The organism is Pseudoalteromonas obscura (genome assembly GCF_030135505.1).
Taxonomy (GTDB): Bacteria; Pseudomonadota; Gammaproteobacteria; order Enterobacterales; family Alteromonadaceae; genus Pseudoalteromonas; species Pseudoalteromonas obscura.
In genome coordinates, this window is the sequence record NZ_JASJUT010000005.1 from 25,548 (window position 1) to 44,501 (window position 18,954).

Sequence of the window (18,954 nt, forward strand, 5' to 3'; positions counted from 1 at the left end):
CTATGAATAAACTTTTATTTTGAAGCTGCTCAATTCGTTTTGAATTACGTTAACTGCATATTAGACATGAAATAATTTAAGTTGATCTGTAGAGTAATACTTGTAGTCTTTACTCATTCTTTATGGTGAGTTTTATTTAAAGGAGTGAGGCTTGTTTGATGCAAAACAAGTTCTCTTAAACAAAACTGGCTGTTGATCACAAGGCAATTGCATTGCTAAGTGACATTAATATTATCTGGCTAGCCGTTCGGCCCTAAATTAAAAACGCATTTCAAGGAGCTGTTTATATGCGTGTTGAGCCTTATAACGTCGAGGAAAGCATAAAACCTTGGTCTGTTTTTATTTCGCTCTTGGCACCTTGCAAGGGCAAAGTGACTTTGGTGTTGAGTTTAGCAGCCTCGATCAGTCTTACAGAACTATTGTCTATCTATCTTTTATTTTTGTCTATTCAGACGTTGCTTTCACCATTGCCCAGTACAGTCGATAAATTGACCTGGATTGTTTTGGGTTTAGTTGGAGCAATATTAATCAAGTCCGCATTGAGTATGGCTGCGTATTATTTTAGCCATCAGGTCGCGTTGAAAGCGTTGACCGAGCTTAGACTGATGCTGGTAAATTGCTTTGCCGCCTTATCGCAGAAATGCTTGTCAAAACATCAACCAGAAGAGCTTAAACATGTCCTGATTGAGGATGTTAAGAAGTTAGAAGATGCAATCTCACAGCACACTGTTGAGCTTGTACAGGCTGTAATATCTTGTTTAGCGATAGTTATTGCTCTGTACCTTATTGATTGGCGGCTGGCACTGAGTATTGTCACAGTGGTATCTATAGCACGAATATCTAGCAGTCTAATCATGTCAAAAATGGCTTCATACCAAGCAAAAGTCAATGATGCTGAAACGGAGCTAAATTCGACATTTTCTGATTATGTAAAATACGCCCCTTTGACGAAGGTGCATGATTTAGATAGTCAGCATTTTGCCACTTTAGGCAATAAAGCTGATAACTATCATGATGCAGCTCACCGCTTTGTTGAGCAAGTGGCATTGAACCGGGTGCTGTGTTCGGCATTGTTAGGCTCCTCTTTCATTTTTATGCTACCGACAGCGATATGGTTGCACAGTGCAGAGCTATTAACGTTAGAGCATGTGGTTCTGAGCATGTTATTGGTCATGAGTATGGTTGTGCCAATACTCAGTGTTCATCATCTTTTAGAGGAGTTCAGCGGGTTGCAAGATAGTATCCGTCGTATTACGCCTTGGTATGGTAACCAATATTCACTCCAAAAAAGCGCCCCGCAAGCAATCGATCTAAAGTATCCACAGCTACAATTTTACAATGTGGGCTTCAATTATAAGCAACACGCGATACTGAAAAATGTGCACTTTGAGCTACGCCCACATGCGATCAATGTGGTCTTTGCAGGTGCAGGCTATGGTAAGTCTACTTTGGCAATGTTAGCTAGTGGCTTGATATCACCGTCATCAGGCCGAGTGCAGCTTTTTGGCAAAGATGTATCTGAGTTATCGGATAGCGAGCGGATAAACTACATGGGAGTAGTGACTCAGGAGAGTTACCTATTTGAAGGCTCTGTACGTGACAATATTTTGCTTGGGCGCAGTGGAGTGAGCACCGCAGCCCTTGAGCATGCGGTAGTGGCATCTCAGCTAAAACCTTGGTTACAGCAGCAAACCAATGGCTTAGAAACCCAGCTCCAAGCGCGAGGTGATAACTTATCTCGTCGTGAAAAGTTACTTATCGCGATCGCAAGAGCTCTCATCAATGCGCCTCCTTTGGTGATCATAGATGATGCGGATTTGGCAATGGATAACTACTCTCATGCCAAATTCTATCAAGCACTGAAAGGTCATTATCCTAACACCACGTTTTTGGTATTTACATGTACCTATCTCGGCCTTGAAAATGGTCAACAAATTAATGTGCTTCACAATGGAGAAGTTATTTCGCAAGGTACGCATGAAGTTCTGTTAGCACGGTGTGACTACTACGCAAAGGGCTGGCAATTACAGAGAAGTGAAGGTACCCAGTCTTCAACACTTTCAACTTCTCAAACCCCTCAGGCAAGTTATGAGCACTAAATACGAGCATTAATATGGATAGACAAACTATAACCAGTATTTTTCGTGTATTTAAGCATGTCGAAGAGGGAAAAAAACGCTACGTGAACGGCGTTTTGTTTAGAGTAGTAGCAGGCTGCTTGTCTATTTCCCCCCTCGTACTGTGCTTTTATTGGCTCTATAGTGAGTTACGCACGACAAGTGACGAAAATGTATTATTTATGAGTTTAAGCGGTTACCTCATTGTATTAGTCGGATTGCTTTTTACGCAATTAGTGTGCGCCTATTTAGGTTATTCACAGAGTTTTATCGCCAGCTCCCAGATAATTCATGCCTATAGAGTAAAGTTAATAAACCACATTAAAATACTGCCACTTGGTCAAATTAATCAAACACCCAACACGGAATTTGCTAAGCAAATAAACCAAGATATTAAAACAGTTGAACATGGATTAACTCACATAGTACCGAATTTATTGGCTGTATTCATACCGACGGTTCTAGGTGTTGCCATATTGGCGTTGATTTCACCATTGTACACTTTAGGTGTTTGTCTAAGCGTAATGAGCGCATTGTATGTGATGCGTATCGCAAAAAATAAATTTGCGCAAATGACAAAGGAAAAAGCGCTATCTGATAATCAAATTAGTCGAACGGTGACTGATTATATTGAGGCATTACGGGTGCTCAAGTTGTTCAGCCAATCGTGCCATTGGCTCGCACGTGTTGAAAAGCAGCTCAAAATCAATAAGCATCACAGCTTGCAGATGGGGTTATGGCAGAGCAGTTCTGCATTGGCTTACCGAATTGCACTCAATATGATAGTGGTGCTATTTGTCGCTATGTTAGCGGTGACACGGCCAGAGCAAAGTGTCTTAACTATTGACTTTGAAGCCATTATATATGCTCTACTGTTAATGCAAATACTTTGCCCTTTATACGGTATTGATAAACAATTCAGAGCATTGCGCACTGCTGTTCAATCTGAGCAAAATCTTGAATCATGGTTAGGAAAGCCTACACTCACTGAACCTGTTAAGGTACACATGCCAAAGCGTTATAGTATTAAATTTGAGCGTGTGTCATACAGCAATGGTATCGACCAAGGTATAGAGCATGCTTCTTTTTATGTGCCTGAAAACTCGGTCACTGCTATCGTAGGTGAAGTGGGTGACGACACCTCGATATTACTTAAGTTGTGTTCACGTTTTGTGGAGCCTGCTTCCGGTCATATAAAAATCGGGGGAATAGATATAAAAGATATTGGCTCTCAAGGGGTATTCAGCATGCTCAGTATGGTGCTGCAAAATGCGCAATTGATCGATGCCAGTGTAATGGACAATATTCGAATAGCGAAACCAGATGCCAGCAATGAAGACGTATTGCAGGCCTGTGAACAGGCCAATTGCCTTGAGTTTATTAATCAGTTACCAAATGGTGCAACGACTCAAGTCGGCGACAAGAGCATAAGGTTATCTGCCCATCAACGGCAGCGAATAGCCATCGCTAGAGCATTCCTGAAAAACGCACCGATTGTCTTACTTGATGAGACAACAACATCTTTTGATCCAATTACACATAATGATGTGGCCAGTGCAACTGCACGCTTAATGAAAAATCGCACGGTCGTCATAGTGACACATCATTTATCGAACATAATACACGCCGATAACATTTTAGTGATAAATGAGGGAAAGCTGGTGGAGTCAGGTACTCACCGCTGTTTACTATCAATCGGCGGCTATTACACTCGGTTGTGGCGAGCACAGTCGCGAGCCGCGTAAAGGGGATTGACGGCCAGTTTCCCTGCTAGAAACACATCACTCTATTTGTGTTGTCCCACTGCATTTTAATGGGGGCCACAATGCTGTTTAAAAATCTGGGAAATAGAAATTGAGTCATAATTTTTGGTGTACTTGTAAAGTGTTTCCTATGAAAACGGGGTTAAACCGTAAATATTAAACTGCCTAACATTGTTTTGAATGTGTTCGATATACACGGGTTAAATTCAGCGGGATTAAATAGATAGGAGAGGCCGAGCCATCACTTTTAGTGACTATGAGTGTACTTGAGGACGCTTAGCTATGTGTAGAGGGAATAGATAGCGCGCCCCTTAATACTATTATGTTCTGTCTGGTATTTTAAAAATTGTTTATCGCAGTGAAGGTGTAAAAAGGAATGTGGTTGAAAATAACTCAATTGTTAATTTTGTGTGTTTTTTGTAGCGTCAATTTACAAGTGTTTATTCAACTAGATATTTAAGGAAAAGCGAATGAGAAAAGTGCTACTGGTAGTGGTCAGTTGTTTAGGAATAAGTGTTGCGGCGAATGCAGCAGGTACTCAGTCAGCAACTCCAAATCAAACGGCCAATATTGACGGGATAACATCGGCAACTTATACAACCAAAGCAACTATTTTGGACCAGTTAACTCCGTCAAATGCCTGTACAGACAGATGTCAATATGAGTATGAAGCCTGTGTAAAATGGGCTCCACCTTGGAAAAACTGCCGTGCATATCTTACGAGTTGTACGAGAAACTGTGCAAATAAGTCAAACTAAGTATCAAGAGTCTATGAGGTCGTTTCACGACCTCTTTGGTTGGATTTAACCTGCAAAGTAGTGGTTTTTGACGTTAAGTACATCTAGAAAGTCCCCGCATTTGCCCTGCAATTCAAAAAAGGAAAATACCCTTTTATTTTTAGGTAATACAGAGGCTTTAAAAATCAAAAGTTACAGTCTTTCTAAAACATAAGGTATTTTTACTTATAGTAGGGTATGTGTTTGTAATTCATATTTTTTTAGCCAAAAAGCGATACTTCACTGCCGTACAGGCAGCTTAAAAGCGTTTCAGATTCTCCATCAATAAATTACACATAGGAAACTGCAAAAAAGTGGATCCTGACCTTCGTCAGGATGACATCAAAGGTAAAGGCGTGGTTGGTGGTATTTGACATTATGAGATCCTGACCATCGTCAGGACGACATCGGAGGTATAGGCGTGGTTGGTGGTATTTGGCGTCATGGATCCTGACGTTTATCATTATGGCGTCGAGCAGGGCTGTGTTTTACACATTTAAACCTCTTATTGCTTTTTAACTCCTTCTTTGGCTAACAGGGCCTTTTTTCGCTCTAATCCCCACCGATAATCACCTAAAGTGCCGTCGCTGCGCAATACTCGGTGGCAGGGGATCAATATACCAATACGGTTTTTACCACAGGCTGTGCCAACGGCTCGAACCGCTTTTGGGTTGTCAATTTGTGCAGCGATTTCCCCATAGCTTATTACCTCGCCCTCTTTAATACTGAGTAGGAATTGCCAGACTTTAATCTGAAATGCCGTGCCTATAATATCTAGCGGCACATCAGGTTTGGGGGCGCCGTGTGAGATATGGTTGTCCAGAGCATGTATCCAGTTATCAAGCTCAGGCGCATCCTGTGCCTTTGATAGCACGAGTTTTGCTTTGGGGAACTCTTCTGACAACAGATTTATTAAAGACCTTTGATTATCTCCAAATTGCACTGAACATACTCCCCGACTTGTTGCCGCCATCACCATGTGCCCAATAGAGGTTTTTCTACATGCGTAGTAAATCACTTCTCCTTGGCCTCCTGCTCGATAGGCTTTAGGTGACATGCCGATATTGCGTGTGGTTTCACCATACACTCGGCTTATTGAGCCAAATCCAGAGGAGTAGATAGCGTCAGTGATCCCTTCGCCCGCCTTCAAATGACATTTGAATTGGCGCATTCGGACTGCATCCTGATAGTGTTTTGGAGACACACCAAACATTGTTTTAAATGACCTTTGCAGTTGAGAGGGTGATAAGCCTGCAACTTTGCCCAGTTGGACAAGCGTCAGTTTTTCATCTGCGTGCTTTTCTATATGGCGAGCGACATTTATAAGTGTGTCGACTTTTTTTGTTGATGCAATGGGGTTACAGCGCTTACATGGTCTGAAACTGGCCGCTAAGGCGGACGCTTGGTTGTAAAAAAACCTCAGGTTTTCTGGCTTTGCTGATTTTGTAGGGCAAGAAGGCTGACAAAAAATGCCGGTAGTAATCACGCCATAGTAAAACTGTCCATCAAATGAAGGATCTCGGCGGTTTACTGCTGCTGCCATTTCAGCTTCAGTGAGCTTCATCATAGTCAGGCTCGTTGGTCAATTAAAAGTATTCATACTTCATCATAGCGGTTTCTAAAATAACATCTGATTCTTGCTGCGCAATTATTTTAAATCAGCACACTGCCAGTCTAAATTTAAATAGGGCGCAAGATTCGGATGTTATGTTATACGTGCGCTCGCTAGCATGGTTAATACTTATAAATATCTTGGTAACAGGAACTATGACAACTTCCATCAATCACACGATGAATATAAAAATTTGGACCATGCTTGTTCTACTATCTATGTTGTGGGGGGGCTCTTTCTTCTTCGTTGGTGTTACAGTTAGCTCGCTACCTTCATTGACAATTGTAACATTGCGAGTGGGCATTGCTGCGTTGGTATTGTGGGGGATGGTCATTGCCTTAGGTGAACGCCCGCCTAACAGCCTAAAAGTGTGGGGAGCATTCTTTTTTATGGGGTTGCTCAATAATGTTATCCCTTTTGTTTTAATTGTTTGGGGTCAGACGCAGATTGCATCGGGTTTAGCATCTATTTTAAATGCCGCAACGCCTATTTTTGCGGTGATCGTCGCCGGGGTTTTATTGCCCGATGAACGGCCAAGCTTTATGAAGTTGGTGGGGGTTATGCTGGGCTTTTGTGGTGTCGTTGTTATGATTGGCATGCCAGCTTTAGAAGGGAGTGGTAGATTACTTGCCCAGCTAGCAGTCGTGGCGGCAGCACTATCTTATGCATTTGCGGGTGTGTATGGGCGTCGATTTAAATCTATGGGAATTAATCCTCTGAGCACGGCTGCAGGGCAAGTGACGGCTTCAACTCTGATTATGATACCGCTGACGCTGTTATTAGAGGGAGCTGTCGACTTCCGTTCAATAAGTGTAATTACTTGGGGAGCTGTGGCGGGGTTAGCCATTGGCTCCACAGCTGTAGCATATGTACTTTATTTTAAGGTATTGGAGCTGGCTGGCGCGACTAATGTCCTTTTAGTGACTTTGCTTGTGCCTGTTTCGGCGGTTTTTCTTGGCGCTCTGTTCTTAAATGAATCTTTAGAAACCATTCACTTTATTGGTATGGGTCTTATTGCTTTAGGGTTGTCTGTAATTGATGGGCGCTTATGGCGACAACTGAGGCTGACTGGCGCTTAGTGTTTTCATAGTCTAGCGAAGTAAACCTGAGTGTCTCTAAACAAAGTGACGATGCGTATCAAAAGTGAGTCTTATTTGGGCGTGGATCCTGACTTTCGTCAGGGTGACGGGTGAGGTGCAGTTGAGTTTGATGGCATAGAGTGAGATGGATCCTGACTTTCGTCAGGGTGACGGGTGAGGTGCAGTTGAGTTTGATGGCATAGAGTGAGATGGATCCTGACTTTCGTCAGGATGACGGGTGAGGTGCAGTTGAGTTTGATGGCGTAGAGTAAGATGGATCCTGACTTTCGTCAGGATGACGGGTGAGGTGCAGTTGAGTTTGATGGCATAGAGTGAGATGGATCCTGACTTTCGTCAGGATGACGGGTGAGGTGCAGTTGAGTTTGATGGCATAGAGTGAGATGGATCCTGACTTTCGTCAGGATGACGGGTGAGGTGCAGTTGAGTTTGATGGCATAGAGTGAGATGTATCCTGACTTTCGTCAGGATGACGGGTGAGGTGCAGTTGAGTTTGATGGCATAGAGTGAGATGGATCCTGACTTTCGTCAGGGTGACTGCTGAGGTGCAGTTGAGTTTGATGGCATAGAGTAAGATGGATCCTGACTTTCGTCAGGATGACGGGTGAGGTGCAGTTGAGTTTGATGACATAGAGTGAGATGTATCCTGACTTTCGTCAGGATGACGGAAGAGGAAGTTGATAGTTTTTCTGCAACACGGTCTTAGACTACTTTAAACCTGTAATGGGGGTTTCCACTTTGGCACCTTTTGAGTAATGTTGTCATCTTTTGCATGTTGGGTGTCACAAATTGTCAGTGTGTGGCGTGTTTTGAATGTTTATACTGGATTTAATTGTTCAGCGGGGTTTAAACAGAGGTAAAACAAATGGCAAATACAGCACTTATTACAGGCGCATCGGGCGGTATAGGTCTAGAGCTGGCGCATCTTCACGCGCAGCAAGGGGGCGACTTGGTATTGGTTGCACGCTCTCAAGACAAGCTTAATGCGTTAGCGAAGGAGCTTGAAATAAAATACAGCATCAAAGCAACGGTGATAAGTGAAGACCTATCCCAACCGCATGCGGCGCAGCGTATTTTTGATAAAACCAATGCGCTCAATATCGAGGTTGATGTGCTAATAAATAATGCTGGTTTTGGGGGGCATGGGTTGTTTTACCAGCGTGATCTTGAATCGGATCAACAAATGGTGCAAGTGAATATTACTGCACTGACCGATCTTACTCACTTATATTCAAAAGGCATGATTGCTCGAAAGCACGGACGTATTTTAAATGTGTCTTCTACCGTGTCATTTTTACCGGGCCCATTGCAGGCGGTATACTATGCATCAAAAGCCTACGTGACTTCTTATACACAAGCTATTGCGGAAGAGCTGGACGGCACCGGTGTGACGGCCACCGCGCTGTGTCCCGGGGCGGTTAATACAGGTTTTGTGGCGGCGGGGAACCTTGAAGGCGTTGATGTATGGAAACATGCAAAGTCGGCAAAGTCGGTGGCAGAATGTGGATATCGAGCGATGCAAAAAGGCAAGCTGGTGGCCTTTAATGAACGGAAATTACAGTTTTTACTAAACTGGATCACCCCCCTGTTACCTCGCAAAGTGGTGCTTAAGTTGTCTCGTCAATCAATGGAAAAGTAACAAGTTATGAAAATTGCTAGCAAGTTCACGGTGCATTCCAATTGTAAAATATTACTCAAAGACATGAATATTGATGTTGAGACTGTGGTGGCTTATTCCAAGCTGCCAGCGGATATACTCAACCGAGATTCGGTCATGCTTTCACCCAAAGAGTATTTCGATTGGTGGCTGGCGATTGAAAAGGCCGCAGAGGGTCGGGATGTGCCTTTATTGGTAGCTGAGCATTTGACCGTTGAGGTGTTCGACGCCCCTTTGTTTGCTGCGCTTTGTAGCCCTGATCTAAACACGGCTTTGTCTCGGATCCAACATTACAAGCCTTTAATAGGCCCAATGAAAATGGATCTCGACGTGAATGAAAAGAGCACAGAAATGGCGCTGTCTTGTTATGGGTATGAAGGTGCAGTTCCAACCGTGTTAGCGCTGACTGAAATGGTGTTTTTTACTAAATTGTTGCGCTTAGCAACTCGTCATGAAGTGACCCCACTGGCAGTGATATTACCGGAATTACCGAATAATTTATCGGCATACGAAACGTTTTTTGGGTGTAAACCTAAGCTTGGTAGCAAGCTATCTTTGATGTTTAAAGCAGAAGATGCAGTGCGTCCTTTTTTGACGGCAAACTCAGGTATGTGGACTTACTTCGAAGGTGGGTTAAAGCAAAAGTTAGCAGATCTCACTGCGACGGCCACAATTGTGGAACGGGTGCGCGCGGTGTTGGTTGAATCTCTGCCAGCAGGGCATAGCGACATAGAATTTGTAGCACAAAAGCTGACTATGAGTAAACGCACCCTGCAACGCAAGTTAACTGAGGAGCAAACTACTTTTCACCGAGTTCTGCAAGATGTGCGTCTACAATTGGCCAAGCATTATCTTAGTCGGTCACATGTGTCGCTCAGCGAAATCGCTTTTTTATTGGGTTATCAGGAAGCCAATTCATTTATTCGCGCATTCACTACTTGGTGTGGGGTGTCGCCTGGAAGTTATCGGGAGCAGTTGCCGATATAGCGTGTTCAGCGTAATGCAATCTATTTCAATATAAACATTTGCTTACGTTATTCGTTTTGTTGTGTGCCCAAGCATGTGCTCCAATAAAGGTAGTACAGAAGGAAGGGCACGCATATGCAGTTTGACGATCAAGAAATACAAGCAATAAAGAGTGTTGTAGGTTTGTTCTCGCCCAATACTGAGCTGGCTGTGGCAAAGTTTGTGGCCGGTGACTGCCACTACTACGGTGCGAGGCATGGCCGAAAAGGTGTTGAACAAGTTGATAATCGCACGTCGGTATTCGAGATAGGCTCATTAACTAAATTGTTTACTTGTGCAGTACTGGCGCAAATGGTGTGTGAGAACAAACTGAGTTTAAATGACGCAATAAATGAACATTTAGCAATTGAAATTCGTGATAATGCGGAAATTTCCTTTGAGTCTTTGGCAACTCACACATCCGGCCTACCAAGACTGCCGCCAGGACTGCTCTGGCAGGCAATGTTTAAGCGTAAAGACAACCCTTATGCTGCCTATTTGGAATCAGATCTTCTGACGCATCTTGCCCATGATATAAAGCTCAACACCAAGCGCACACACAATTATTCCAACCTAGGGATGGGGTTACTGGGTTACGTGCTGGCTAAGATGGATGGCATGAATTACGGGCAGCTATTGCAAAAACGTATTTTTGAGCCGCTCAATATGCATCGTAGTTTCTGCAATTGGCGTGATGTTCATGGTGAGTTGGTTATGGGCCTGAGTAAAAGTGGCGAGCCAACCAACAATTGGGATTTAGGGGTATTGCAAGGGGCTGGAGCTGTACTGTCGACCGTTCAAGATCTTGGTCAATTCGCCGCTGCACAATTTGACGGCATGTTGTCTTGGACACAATGCCAGCAGCAGCTTGTGTATGAAAAACGTTTTACCAAAATGGCTTTAGGTTGGTATTTATTAGACAGCTCAAATAAAACCGATACGGTGTATTTTCACGATGGTGGAACTGGCGGTTATAGCTCTGTTATGTTGCTCGACTTACAAAACAAGTCAGGCTATATCATCCTATCTAATATTTCAGGGCTGCATAAACTCAAAGGGCAAAAAGTCACTAAGCTCGGCTTTGATCTTATGCGCAAGCTAAAGGGCATTTAACTTCCTTGTTAAAAGCCAATTTTAATAAAGCTCAGTAAGGAGGCGTTACCATCTATCGCAGTTGTGGATATAGCGAATCAATCGGCCTTCGCTGAATTCTTTTTCAAAATCGCAGCTTGTTAGCCGAAGCATAAGCGTGCCGTTTTGCAAGGCTGTGGTGTCATGAATATCCCCAGGCAAATAAACATGACACTGTCCGGGTCTCTGCTGATATTTATCTTTTTGTACAGCTGTCAGCGTGCCATCTGGTTGAACAACTTGATGAAACACACCCATTTCAACTGCTCCTGTCACTGTCGCATACAAAACCCAACCATTACCGTGGTCATGGGGGACGCTATAGTCACCTTGTTGCTCTACATGGGCTTGCAAGATAAACCCGTGCTTTTCACTGTGAAAAACGATAGTACTGGGAGCTTTGTTTACGAGCAATGTGTGTACCCACTCCTCATCCCTGCAATTTGCTGCGAGTGTTTCTAAAAGTTGTTTACTGTGTTTAGTCAAATCGGCTGTTAAAGGCCCCCATATCTTAGACAAGGCGTCGATAAAAATAGGCAGTGATTGGTTTTTCATAAAACCTCCTAATGATAAGAGAATAAAATCAGAGAATTAGATCAAAGCTTTTGAGATTTAATGGATCTCCAGATGTAGATTGTGAGTGACAAGAGAATGATCATGCCGCCAAAAATGCTATCTAAAGAGGGGATTTCTTGAAAAAATAGATAGGCCCAAAAGGTAGCAAAGACGGCTTCGAGCACGAGGGTCATGGACACTTCAGCGGCGCTAATGTAAGTTGTCGCCATCATAGACAACACTCTGCCCAATGGGGCTGTAAATAAACCCATTGCAGCCATTATGAGCCAAGTATTGGTGGTGTAACTTGCCGGATCGGCATAATAAAACATGGTTAAGGCTATCAGCATGCCAGCCAAACCAACTGCCGCGATTTTACTTATTTGTTGGTATTTTCTAAGTAAAACAAAAAGTAAAGAAAGGCTTGTTACTGAGAGCAGTGCCATGGCGTCTCCAAACCAATTAAGAGAAGACAACGACCCTTTGGCAACAATAATGACGCCAAAGAGTAACAAGGTTATGGGCATCCAGATATCTTTGTTTAACTTTTCACGTAAAATGAGCCAGCTAAATAGTGCTGAAATCACTGGCGTAGTCGCAAGGATTAAAAAGGTATTTGCTATTGTGGTATGTTTCACGCTGACCACGAAGGTGCTACTGCCCAATAGCATTAACAGACTAGCTACGACAAGCGGCCAACCGCTTTGTTTAACTGCGCGGTAAATTCCTCTTTTATCTGTTATGGCTAAAAAGACAGGCATGGATATCGCGGTAAATAACCCGAAAAGGAAAACAGTATCAGTTCCGCCCACACCCGCATATCGAATGAATATGGGGTCAAAGCTCATTAATAATATCCCTAGTATCGCGGTAGATAGTCCTAGAAACTGCGTGTTTGAAAACAGAGTATTTATGTTCATTGTTCCACCTGAGATATAAAAAATGTGCAATTATTTTTTCACTCTCTCAGATGTTGATAAATGGATGATCTTTCTATTTTGTGGCACTTTTTGCCCAAGAAGTGTGGGGTGTTTTCAGCAATTGCCTTAGAAGTATTATTAACTTCCTAATTTAAATGACTTTGCCTCTTCTTCGGGTTCTTCTTGATAGTACTTTAATATCTAGATGGTGTTTTGATGAAGTGTTTGCGTTACCTTCTTTCAATTAGGTTGGCTTTCCAAAATGTTCACATAATCCTATAAATTAGTTGAATTATGCGCTTTAAAATTTGTCGTGGTACTGCATACTTTGACTTTCTACTATTGTGCCTCGAGGCAAAGTGAAAGCTTATATACATGTCATGGACAAGGGAACCATTCTAAGAGGTTGAATTCTTAGGGCGTGATAGTCAACTTTATCTACACGCTTACTTGTTGGAGGAAACATGCTAGATACCAAAAGGTTGCCTAAAGGGACATCATTTGATGTAGAGTTTTTAGATGTCGATGCAGAGCCTGAATCTCCACAGCCCCATCGACATGAATATTTTGAGGTTTTTTGGGTTCTTTCCGGTGAGGGGAAACAGAGTATAGATTTTGTAGAGTATGCTATGTTACCGAGCAGAATGTTCTTTATTACACCCGGGCAGGTCCATGACGTTCACGAACTGCCGGACAATATTTATGCAATTTCCTTTAACGCCGAATTTATTGACTCCCAGATTAAAAGTCAGCAGCCTATTGGTAAACTCTTTTTGCAAAATCGCAGCGATGTACCTTTCATCACGTTAGATGAAGTAGGTGATCAGCACTTAAGGAGTTTGATAAAGATCATTGAGGATGAGTTGGCTTTAGCATCTCCTGATAGAGATATGATGAGTAACCTTCTGGTCTCTTTTTTACGCTATGTCATGCGATACCTAGGCCCTGAGGCATTCTCGCAGACTCGGCAAGACCAAAGAATGATCCAGTTGCTGAAGCTTATCGACGACAACTTCTCTCAGCACAAGGATACCCGTTTTTACGCGCGACAGTTAGCGATGACAAATAAGCGATTAAGTGAGCTAGCCAAAGCACAATTTGGTAAATCTGTAACTCAATTACTGCATGAAAAAGTACTTGTTGAATCAAGGCGCTTACTTGCTTTTTCAAATAAAAATATCAAAACAGTTTCCTATGAGCTGGGGTATGACGACGCCAGCTATTTTTGCCGATTCTTCAAAAAACAGACTGGCGTTTCACCCCAACAATTTAGAGTTCAGTGGCTTGGAGCGCAGTCATTATAAGTAAATAGCAGTGACAATAAGTACTAATATGTGCAGCCGATACACGATTTTTGTGTTGAGTTTGTTGCAAAGTAACGTGTTTCTAGCTGACCAAACAACATTGATGTTTACATGTTGCCATCATTGTAATGCGACAACAGGCTTACATATCAATCACTCAGAGTTTTAAGCTTTAAGGCCACATACTTGCTGTTATATCGGTTTTAAATTGTCAGTGAATTTAACTGGTGAGTATTCCCGGTTTGCGCCTAACAACACACTTCAAACTCATCTTTGTGTGAATTAAAAGTTAAAAATATGTATACAATCAAATTTATATTGTATACATTGTGTTCGAGCTTATGATTTATATAGATAAAATGAAACAGACAATAGGGCGGTTTTCGGGGCCACATCTAGTGTGATTAGCTTGGTGTAATGCAATGCTCACCTAGATTGCAAAAAGTTAGTAACACCTCTATATAGTGATTTATCGCTAAAAGGGGATTTGCATGTGGCTGAAATGAAAGATGTTTTGTTACGCGTGGAGCTTTTCAGCATACAAAACACTTAATTATGAGCATGTAAGGACAGTCATCATGAATAATGTATATGTTGGTACAGACAAACGAAGATGCGGCAAGCTGTCGCTGATCAATTTGGGGCTTTTAGGTGCCTTGTTATCCAATAATTTGCTCGCACAGGACGACTCACAGCGTTATATCGTCAAAATGAATGACATTGCAATTTCGCAGCGTTTGAGTCTTCAAGGTATGCAAGGTGAGCATCTAGCACAGGCAAAAGCACAACTTATGACACATTTAGCCAAAGACATTGATAGCCAAGTCTTACGTGCTTTACCGAGTCAGAATGCGTTTGCTGCAAAGTTATCGGAGCGCCAATATCAAGCGTTATTAAAGCACCCAGATACTGCCTATATTGAAGTAGACCCAAAGCGGTATTTGGCTGCTGAAGCTATACCTTATGGGATAGATTTGGTTCAAGCTAGATTGCTGTCAGATGCACAAGCGAGCAATGTGAAAGTTTGTGTGATGGATACCGGTTATTCACCTGAGCATCCTGACTTACCGAGTACAGGCGTAACTGGAGATGATGGTCATGGTGATTACGACACAGGAGATTGGTTTCATGACGGGCATGGTCACGGTACTCATGTTGCAGGCACTATTGCTGCACTTGGTGGAAATGGCCTTGGTGTGGTAGGTGTAAATCCGTCAGGCACAATTGGGTTGCATATTGTCAAAGTGTTTGATGATAAGGGTGAGTGGACTTACGGATCGGAAATTGCGTTTGCGGTAGATCAGTGCGCTGATGCTGGTGCTGATATCATTAATATGAGTTTGGGCGGTACTTCGTTCTCTGTGGTGGAAAACGACGCGTTCAACCGAACATATGCCGATGGCATCTTACACATCGCTGCGGCAGGAAACAATGGCTCTTCAATGGAGCACTTTCCTGCGTCTTATGACAATGTGATATCGGTCGCCGCAGTTGACAAACACAGTAATAGGGCGAGCTTTTCTCAGTTTCATGGTCAAGTTGAATTGGCAGCACCAGGCGTGGAGGTCAACTCAACCTTGCCAGGCAATCGCTATGCAGCGTGGAGTGGTACCTCTATGGCGACGCCCCATGTGACAGGTGTTGCTGCATTGGTATGGAGTAATCACCGCGAATGTTCTAATGCGCATATTCGCAATGCTTTGGTGCTAAGTGCGCAAGATAGAGGCATAACAGGTCGAGATCAATACTATGGCTACGGGATTGTTCAGGCTAAAGCTGCCAGTGACTATTTAACTGAGCATGGTTGTGACAGTGCGATCAATCAGCAACCAGTGGCAAACTATAGCCACTCGATAGACGCACAAACGGTCTCTTTTATTGATCAGTCCACCGATGACAGCGCTGTAATAAGTCACTTTTGGCAGTTTAACGATGTGAACAACCCAGAGAAAGATATTTCAACGGAGCAAAATCCAACTTACACCTATGTAAATGATGGTCGTTATTATGTCACTTTACTTGCAACCGATGCCCAAGGTAAAGCGAGCATTAGCCAGCAAGAAGTGATTGTAGACAGTGGTCTTCCCGACGAATGTGAAGGGCTGCCTGGATTTTCAGTGCATCAAACTTATGCACCTGGCGATCGGGTTTTTTATCAAAACTACAAATATATTGCGAAGCAAGACACATTTGCGACTTATCCAACGCGTTACCCAGATATTTGGCAAAAACAAGGCCGTTGTTATGCAGCCAATGTTGCGCCCACAGCGGATTTCAGCGCTCAAGCAAATGGCTTAACTGTCAAATTTATTAATAATTCTTGGGATGATAACGACATTGTTAGCTATCAATGGGATTTTGGTGACGGCAATCGCTCCACACACGAAGCACCTTCACACACTTATGCCACCAAAGGGGAGTATACAATCACGTTGACGGTGCAAGACCAAGCTCAGCTTTCCAGTAGTAAGGAAGTGACAGTGAAAGTCGATCAAGGTGTTCAAACGTGTGGAGGGCTCCCTGCTTGGCAAGCCAACAAAACTTATATAATGGACGATCAAGTCCACCTCAACAACGTGAAGTACACGGCAAAATGGTCTACACGGAAAAACCCTGAGCAATATTCTGGCCGCTGGGATGTGTGGATCAACAACGGACAGTGTGACTAATTCGGTTTCATTACTTACCAATCAGTATGCATAGGGGCGTAAATTTGAGCGAGTAAATTTGCTGATGACCTATCGCAGTCGTTTGAGTAGTTAGCGTCAACTGGAGCGCATTGCGAGGTGTCGAGTGCAATTTAATTGCCATTTTTGTGACTCTGTTCATGCCGATTGGTATTAGCTAACCAACCTGGGGTGGGTTCGCCCACCTTTTTATTCTAATCCACCTTGGTCACAATTCGTGTGGCCAAGGTGTTTCAATCGAGCTCATTATGAATAACGCCAAAGTTTTTTTTAAGCCCAGCAAAATAACTGCTTGGGGTTTAGTTTTGTCTTTATCTTTATTCTCTCATTTCACCACAGTGGCCCTGCAGAGCAAACATGTTGCCATTGAGGGCAATCGTTATATCGTGACATTTAATGTCCCTAAAGTGCGGGGCCTTTCTGCTGCTCAACAGCTTGAACATGCCCAAGGGTATCTTGATATACAAGCTGAAAAACTATCAACACAGCCAAAACTGCGCCTTTTAGAGCAATATGCAATGGCGTTAACGCTAACGCCTGATCAGTATCTCAGCTTAAAAAACCATCCTGATGTTCAATCAATAGAGGTTGACCCTAAGCGATATTTAAGTGCGCAGACTACACCATACGGCATTAGAATGGTCGAAGCAGATCTACTCCGTGATATCGGTGCTCCGCACCGAAAAGTGTGTATTTTAGATACTGGTTATACCTTGAGTCACCCTGATTTACCAAATATGGGGGTTACAGGTAGTGATGGTCATGGAGAGCACAACACCGGTCATTGGTATCAAGATGGTCATGGCCATGGAACCCATGTTGCCGGTACCGTTGCTGCGATTGGCAACAATGATATTGGCGTTGTCGGCGTGAACCCCTCGGGCACGCTCGGCTTGCATATTGTCAAAGTTTTCAATAACGGCGGGGGCTGGGCCTATGGTTCAGATATTGCCGCTGCAATATATCAATGTGTTGCTGCAGGTGCCCAAATTACCAGCATGAGCTTAGGGGGGGGGCAGCCCTCCGAAGCTGAACGTATTGCTTTCAATGATACTTATGCACAAGGCGTATTGCACATCGCCGCCGCCGGAAATAGCGGCGTGCAAAGCCAGCATTATCCAGCTTCTTATGACAATGTCATCGCAGTTGCAGCGGTTGATGAGCAAGGTGAGCGTGCGAGCTTTTCGACCCATAATGATCAGGTTGAGTTGGCAGCTCCCGGTGTAGACATACTCTCTACATTGAATTCAGGTCAATATGGAACTATGAGCGGGACCTCTATGGCGACGCCCCATGTTTCGGGTGTTGCGGCACTAATTTGGGGGCATCACCCTAATTGTAGCAATGCACAGATCCGCCAAGCTCTGCAAGCAACTGCTCAAGATAGAGGAGAGCAAGGCCGAGATGATTACTATGGGTTCGGTATTGTTAAAGCCTTTGCTGCCAATGAATACCTTAAAAACCTCGAGTGCCAACCGGTAACCGGTTTGCCTCGGGCCGACTTTACCTATGAAGCGGCGCATTTAACCGTGTCATTTCAAGATGCATCACAGGATGACCAAGGGATCGTTTCATATTTTTGGGAGTTCGGTGATGGAAAAAGTTCGACACAGCGATCCCCTACCCACGCGTATGCCAAAGAAGGCGACTATGTAGTCAAACTAAAGGTGACAAACACAGATAACATTCAAGGGTTTAAGGTAAAGCAGCTGGATGTTGATGATGGTATAGCGCCAATTTGTGAAGACCGGCCACTGTGGAATAGTCGTACAGAATACCGCAAAGGGGACAAAGTAAAATATCAAAACAACAAATATACCGCGATTCATTGGGGAACTGGCGCACAGCCAGCTGCGTATCCGAATGTATGGCAATTTGATGGCACTTGCACAACCAATGATGGTGCGCCAACAGCACATTTTACCTATCAAGCGGAACAGCTAACGCTGCACTTAATCGATAATTCAAGTGATGACGGCGAGATAGTGACGTATCTGTGGGACTTTGGTGATGGCCTCACCTCACAACAAGCGGCTGTCAGTCACCAATATGCCAAAGCGGGCAGCTACCTTGTTACCCTGCGTGTTGCTGACAATGAAGGCCTATCGGCGGAGTTTTCTCAACAAATTCAAATTGGTGAGAAGCCTCCAGGTTGTGCAGATAGTACCCCATGGTTGGTGACAGTCGCTTACGGTCAAGGAAAAACCGTCCACCTCAATGATACAGAATATCGGGCGCGCTGGTGGAATCGAGGCATTAATCCAGAGCAAAATCATGGTGCTGGACAGCCATGGGCAAAGATAGGTTCATGTTTGTAAAGGGGGTTGACA

At 43.6% G+C, this 18,954-nt stretch carries 13 protein-coding genes; 10 read left to right on the forward strand and 3 right to left on the reverse strand.

The features are described from left to right. Positions 1-287: 287 nt before the first annotated feature. From QNM18_RS13375 to QNM18_RS13385, 3 genes are all read left to right on the forward strand, one after another. Complete coding sequence (locus QNM18_RS13375) at positions 288-2,099, forward strand: ABC transporter ATP-binding protein (protein WP_284137504.1); 1,812 nt, start codon at positions 288-290, stop codon at positions 2,097-2,099. 14 nt (positions 2,100-2,113) lie between these two features. Further along, on the forward strand, positions 2,114-3,862 hold the full coding sequence (locus tag QNM18_RS13380) for an ABC transporter ATP-binding protein (protein ID WP_284137505.1): 1,749 nt from the start codon (positions 2,114-2,116) through the stop codon (positions 3,860-3,862). Between the two features lie 488 nt (positions 3,863-4,350). After that, the gene (locus QNM18_RS13385) at positions 4,351-4,638 is read left to right on the forward strand and encodes a hypothetical protein (protein ID WP_211011699.1); all 288 of its coding nucleotides are present in this window, start codon (positions 4,351-4,353) and stop codon (positions 4,636-4,638) included. 523 nt (positions 4,639-5,161) lie between these two features. Here QNM18_RS13385 and QNM18_RS13390 read toward each other — a convergent pair. Beyond that, a complete protein-coding gene (locus tag QNM18_RS13390) occupies positions 5,162-6,223 on the reverse strand; it encodes a bifunctional transcriptional activator/DNA repair enzyme AdaA (protein WP_284137506.1) in 1,062 nt (353 codons plus the stop codon). A 224-nt stretch (positions 6,224-6,447) separates the two neighbouring features. Here QNM18_RS13390 and QNM18_RS13395 point away from each other — a divergent pair, with 224 nt between their 5' ends. From QNM18_RS13395 to QNM18_RS13410, 4 genes are all read left to right on the forward strand, one after another. Continuing rightward, positions 6,448-7,347 carry a DMT family transporter gene (locus QNM18_RS13395; RefSeq protein ID WP_284137507.1) on the forward strand — a complete coding sequence of 300 codons (900 nt, stop codon included), beginning with the start codon at positions 6,448-6,450 and terminating at the stop codon, positions 7,345-7,347. Between the two features lie 883 nt (positions 7,348-8,230). Next, complete coding sequence (locus QNM18_RS13400) at positions 8,231-9,004, forward strand: SDR family NAD(P)-dependent oxidoreductase (protein ID WP_284137508.1); 774 nt, start codon at positions 8,231-8,233, stop codon at positions 9,002-9,004. A 6-nt stretch (positions 9,005-9,010) separates the two neighbouring features. Further along, positions 9,011-10,009: an AraC family transcriptional regulator gene (locus QNM18_RS13405; RefSeq protein ID WP_284137509.1), complete on the forward strand. Its 999-nt coding sequence runs from the start codon at positions 9,011-9,013 to the stop codon at positions 10,007-10,009. A gap of 114 nt (positions 10,010-10,123) precedes the next feature. After that, a complete protein-coding gene (locus tag QNM18_RS13410) occupies positions 10,124-11,140 on the forward strand; it encodes a serine hydrolase domain-containing protein (RefSeq protein WP_211011688.1) in 1,017 nt (338 codons plus the stop codon). A 45-nt stretch (positions 11,141-11,185) separates the two neighbouring features. Here the strand turns inward: QNM18_RS13410 and QNM18_RS13415 are convergent, their stop codons facing one another. Continuing rightward, the gene (locus tag QNM18_RS13415; protein ID WP_284137510.1) at positions 11,186-11,713 is read right to left on the reverse strand and encodes a hypothetical protein; all 528 of its coding nucleotides are present in this window, start codon (positions 11,711-11,713) and stop codon (positions 11,186-11,188) included. Positions 11,714-11,754: 41 nt separating this feature from the next. After that, positions 11,755-12,633: a DMT family transporter gene (locus tag QNM18_RS13420; protein WP_211011686.1), complete on the reverse strand. Its 879-nt coding sequence runs from the start codon at positions 12,631-12,633 to the stop codon at positions 11,755-11,757. Between the two features lie 464 nt (positions 12,634-13,097). On the opposite strand from QNM18_RS13420, the gene QNM18_RS13425 reads away from it, so the two are divergent. The 3 genes from QNM18_RS13425 (at position 13,098) to QNM18_RS13435 (ending at position 18,942) form a co-directional block, all read left to right on the forward strand. Continuing rightward, positions 13,098-13,937, forward strand: a complete 840-nt coding sequence (locus QNM18_RS13425; RefSeq protein ID WP_211011685.1) for a helix-turn-helix domain-containing protein — start codon at positions 13,098-13,100, stop codon at positions 13,935-13,937. Between the two features lie 578 nt (positions 13,938-14,515). Continuing rightward, positions 14,516-16,606, forward strand: coding sequence for a S8 family serine peptidase (locus QNM18_RS13430; RefSeq protein ID WP_284137511.1), 2,091 nt, complete (start codon positions 14,516-14,518; stop codon positions 16,604-16,606). A gap of 266 nt (positions 16,607-16,872) precedes the next feature. Then, the gene (locus QNM18_RS13435) at positions 16,873-18,942 is read left to right on the forward strand and encodes a S8 family serine peptidase (RefSeq protein ID WP_284137512.1); all 2,070 of its coding nucleotides are present in this window, start codon (positions 16,873-16,875) and stop codon (positions 18,940-18,942) included. Positions 18,943-18,954 lie beyond the last annotated feature (12 nt).

Bases quoted from the DNA above. Each gene is read 5' to 3' on its own strand.
- QNM18_RS13375 (WP_284137504.1), top strand. From the start codon at position 288: ATGCGTGTTGAGCCTTATAACGTCGAGGAAAGCATAAAACCTTGGTCT.
- QNM18_RS13380 (WP_284137505.1), top strand. From the start codon at position 2,114: ATGGATAGACAAACTATAACCAGTATTTTTCGTGTATTTAAGCATGTC.
- QNM18_RS13385 (WP_211011699.1), top strand. From the start codon at position 4,351: ATGAGAAAAGTGCTACTGGTAGTGGTCAGTTGTTTAGGAATAAGTGTT.
- QNM18_RS13390 (WP_284137506.1), bottom strand. From the start codon at position 6,223: ATGATGAAGCTCACTGAAGCTGAAATGGCAGCAGCAGTAAACCGCCGA.
- QNM18_RS13395 (WP_284137507.1), top strand. From the start codon at position 6,448: ATGAATATAAAAATTTGGACCATGCTTGTTCTACTATCTATGTTGTGG.
- QNM18_RS13400 (WP_284137508.1), top strand. From the start codon at position 8,231: ATGGCAAATACAGCACTTATTACAGGCGCATCGGGCGGTATAGGTCTA.
- QNM18_RS13405 (WP_284137509.1), top strand. From the start codon at position 9,011: ATGAAAATTGCTAGCAAGTTCACGGTGCATTCCAATTGTAAAATATTA.
- QNM18_RS13410 (WP_211011688.1), top strand. From the start codon at position 10,124: ATGCAGTTTGACGATCAAGAAATACAAGCAATAAAGAGTGTTGTAGGT.
- QNM18_RS13415 (WP_284137510.1), bottom strand. From the start codon at position 11,713: ATGAAAAACCAATCACTGCCTATTTTTATCGACGCCTTGTCTAAGATA.
- QNM18_RS13420 (WP_211011686.1), bottom strand. From the start codon at position 12,633: ATGAACATAAATACTCTGTTTTCAAACACGCAGTTTCTAGGACTATCT.
- QNM18_RS13425 (WP_211011685.1), top strand. From the start codon at position 13,098: ATGCTAGATACCAAAAGGTTGCCTAAAGGGACATCATTTGATGTAGAG.
- QNM18_RS13430 (WP_284137511.1), top strand. From the start codon at position 14,516: ATGAATAATGTATATGTTGGTACAGACAAACGAAGATGCGGCAAGCTG.
- QNM18_RS13435 (WP_284137512.1), top strand. From the start codon at position 16,873: ATGAATAACGCCAAAGTTTTTTTTAAGCCCAGCAAAATAACTGCTTGG.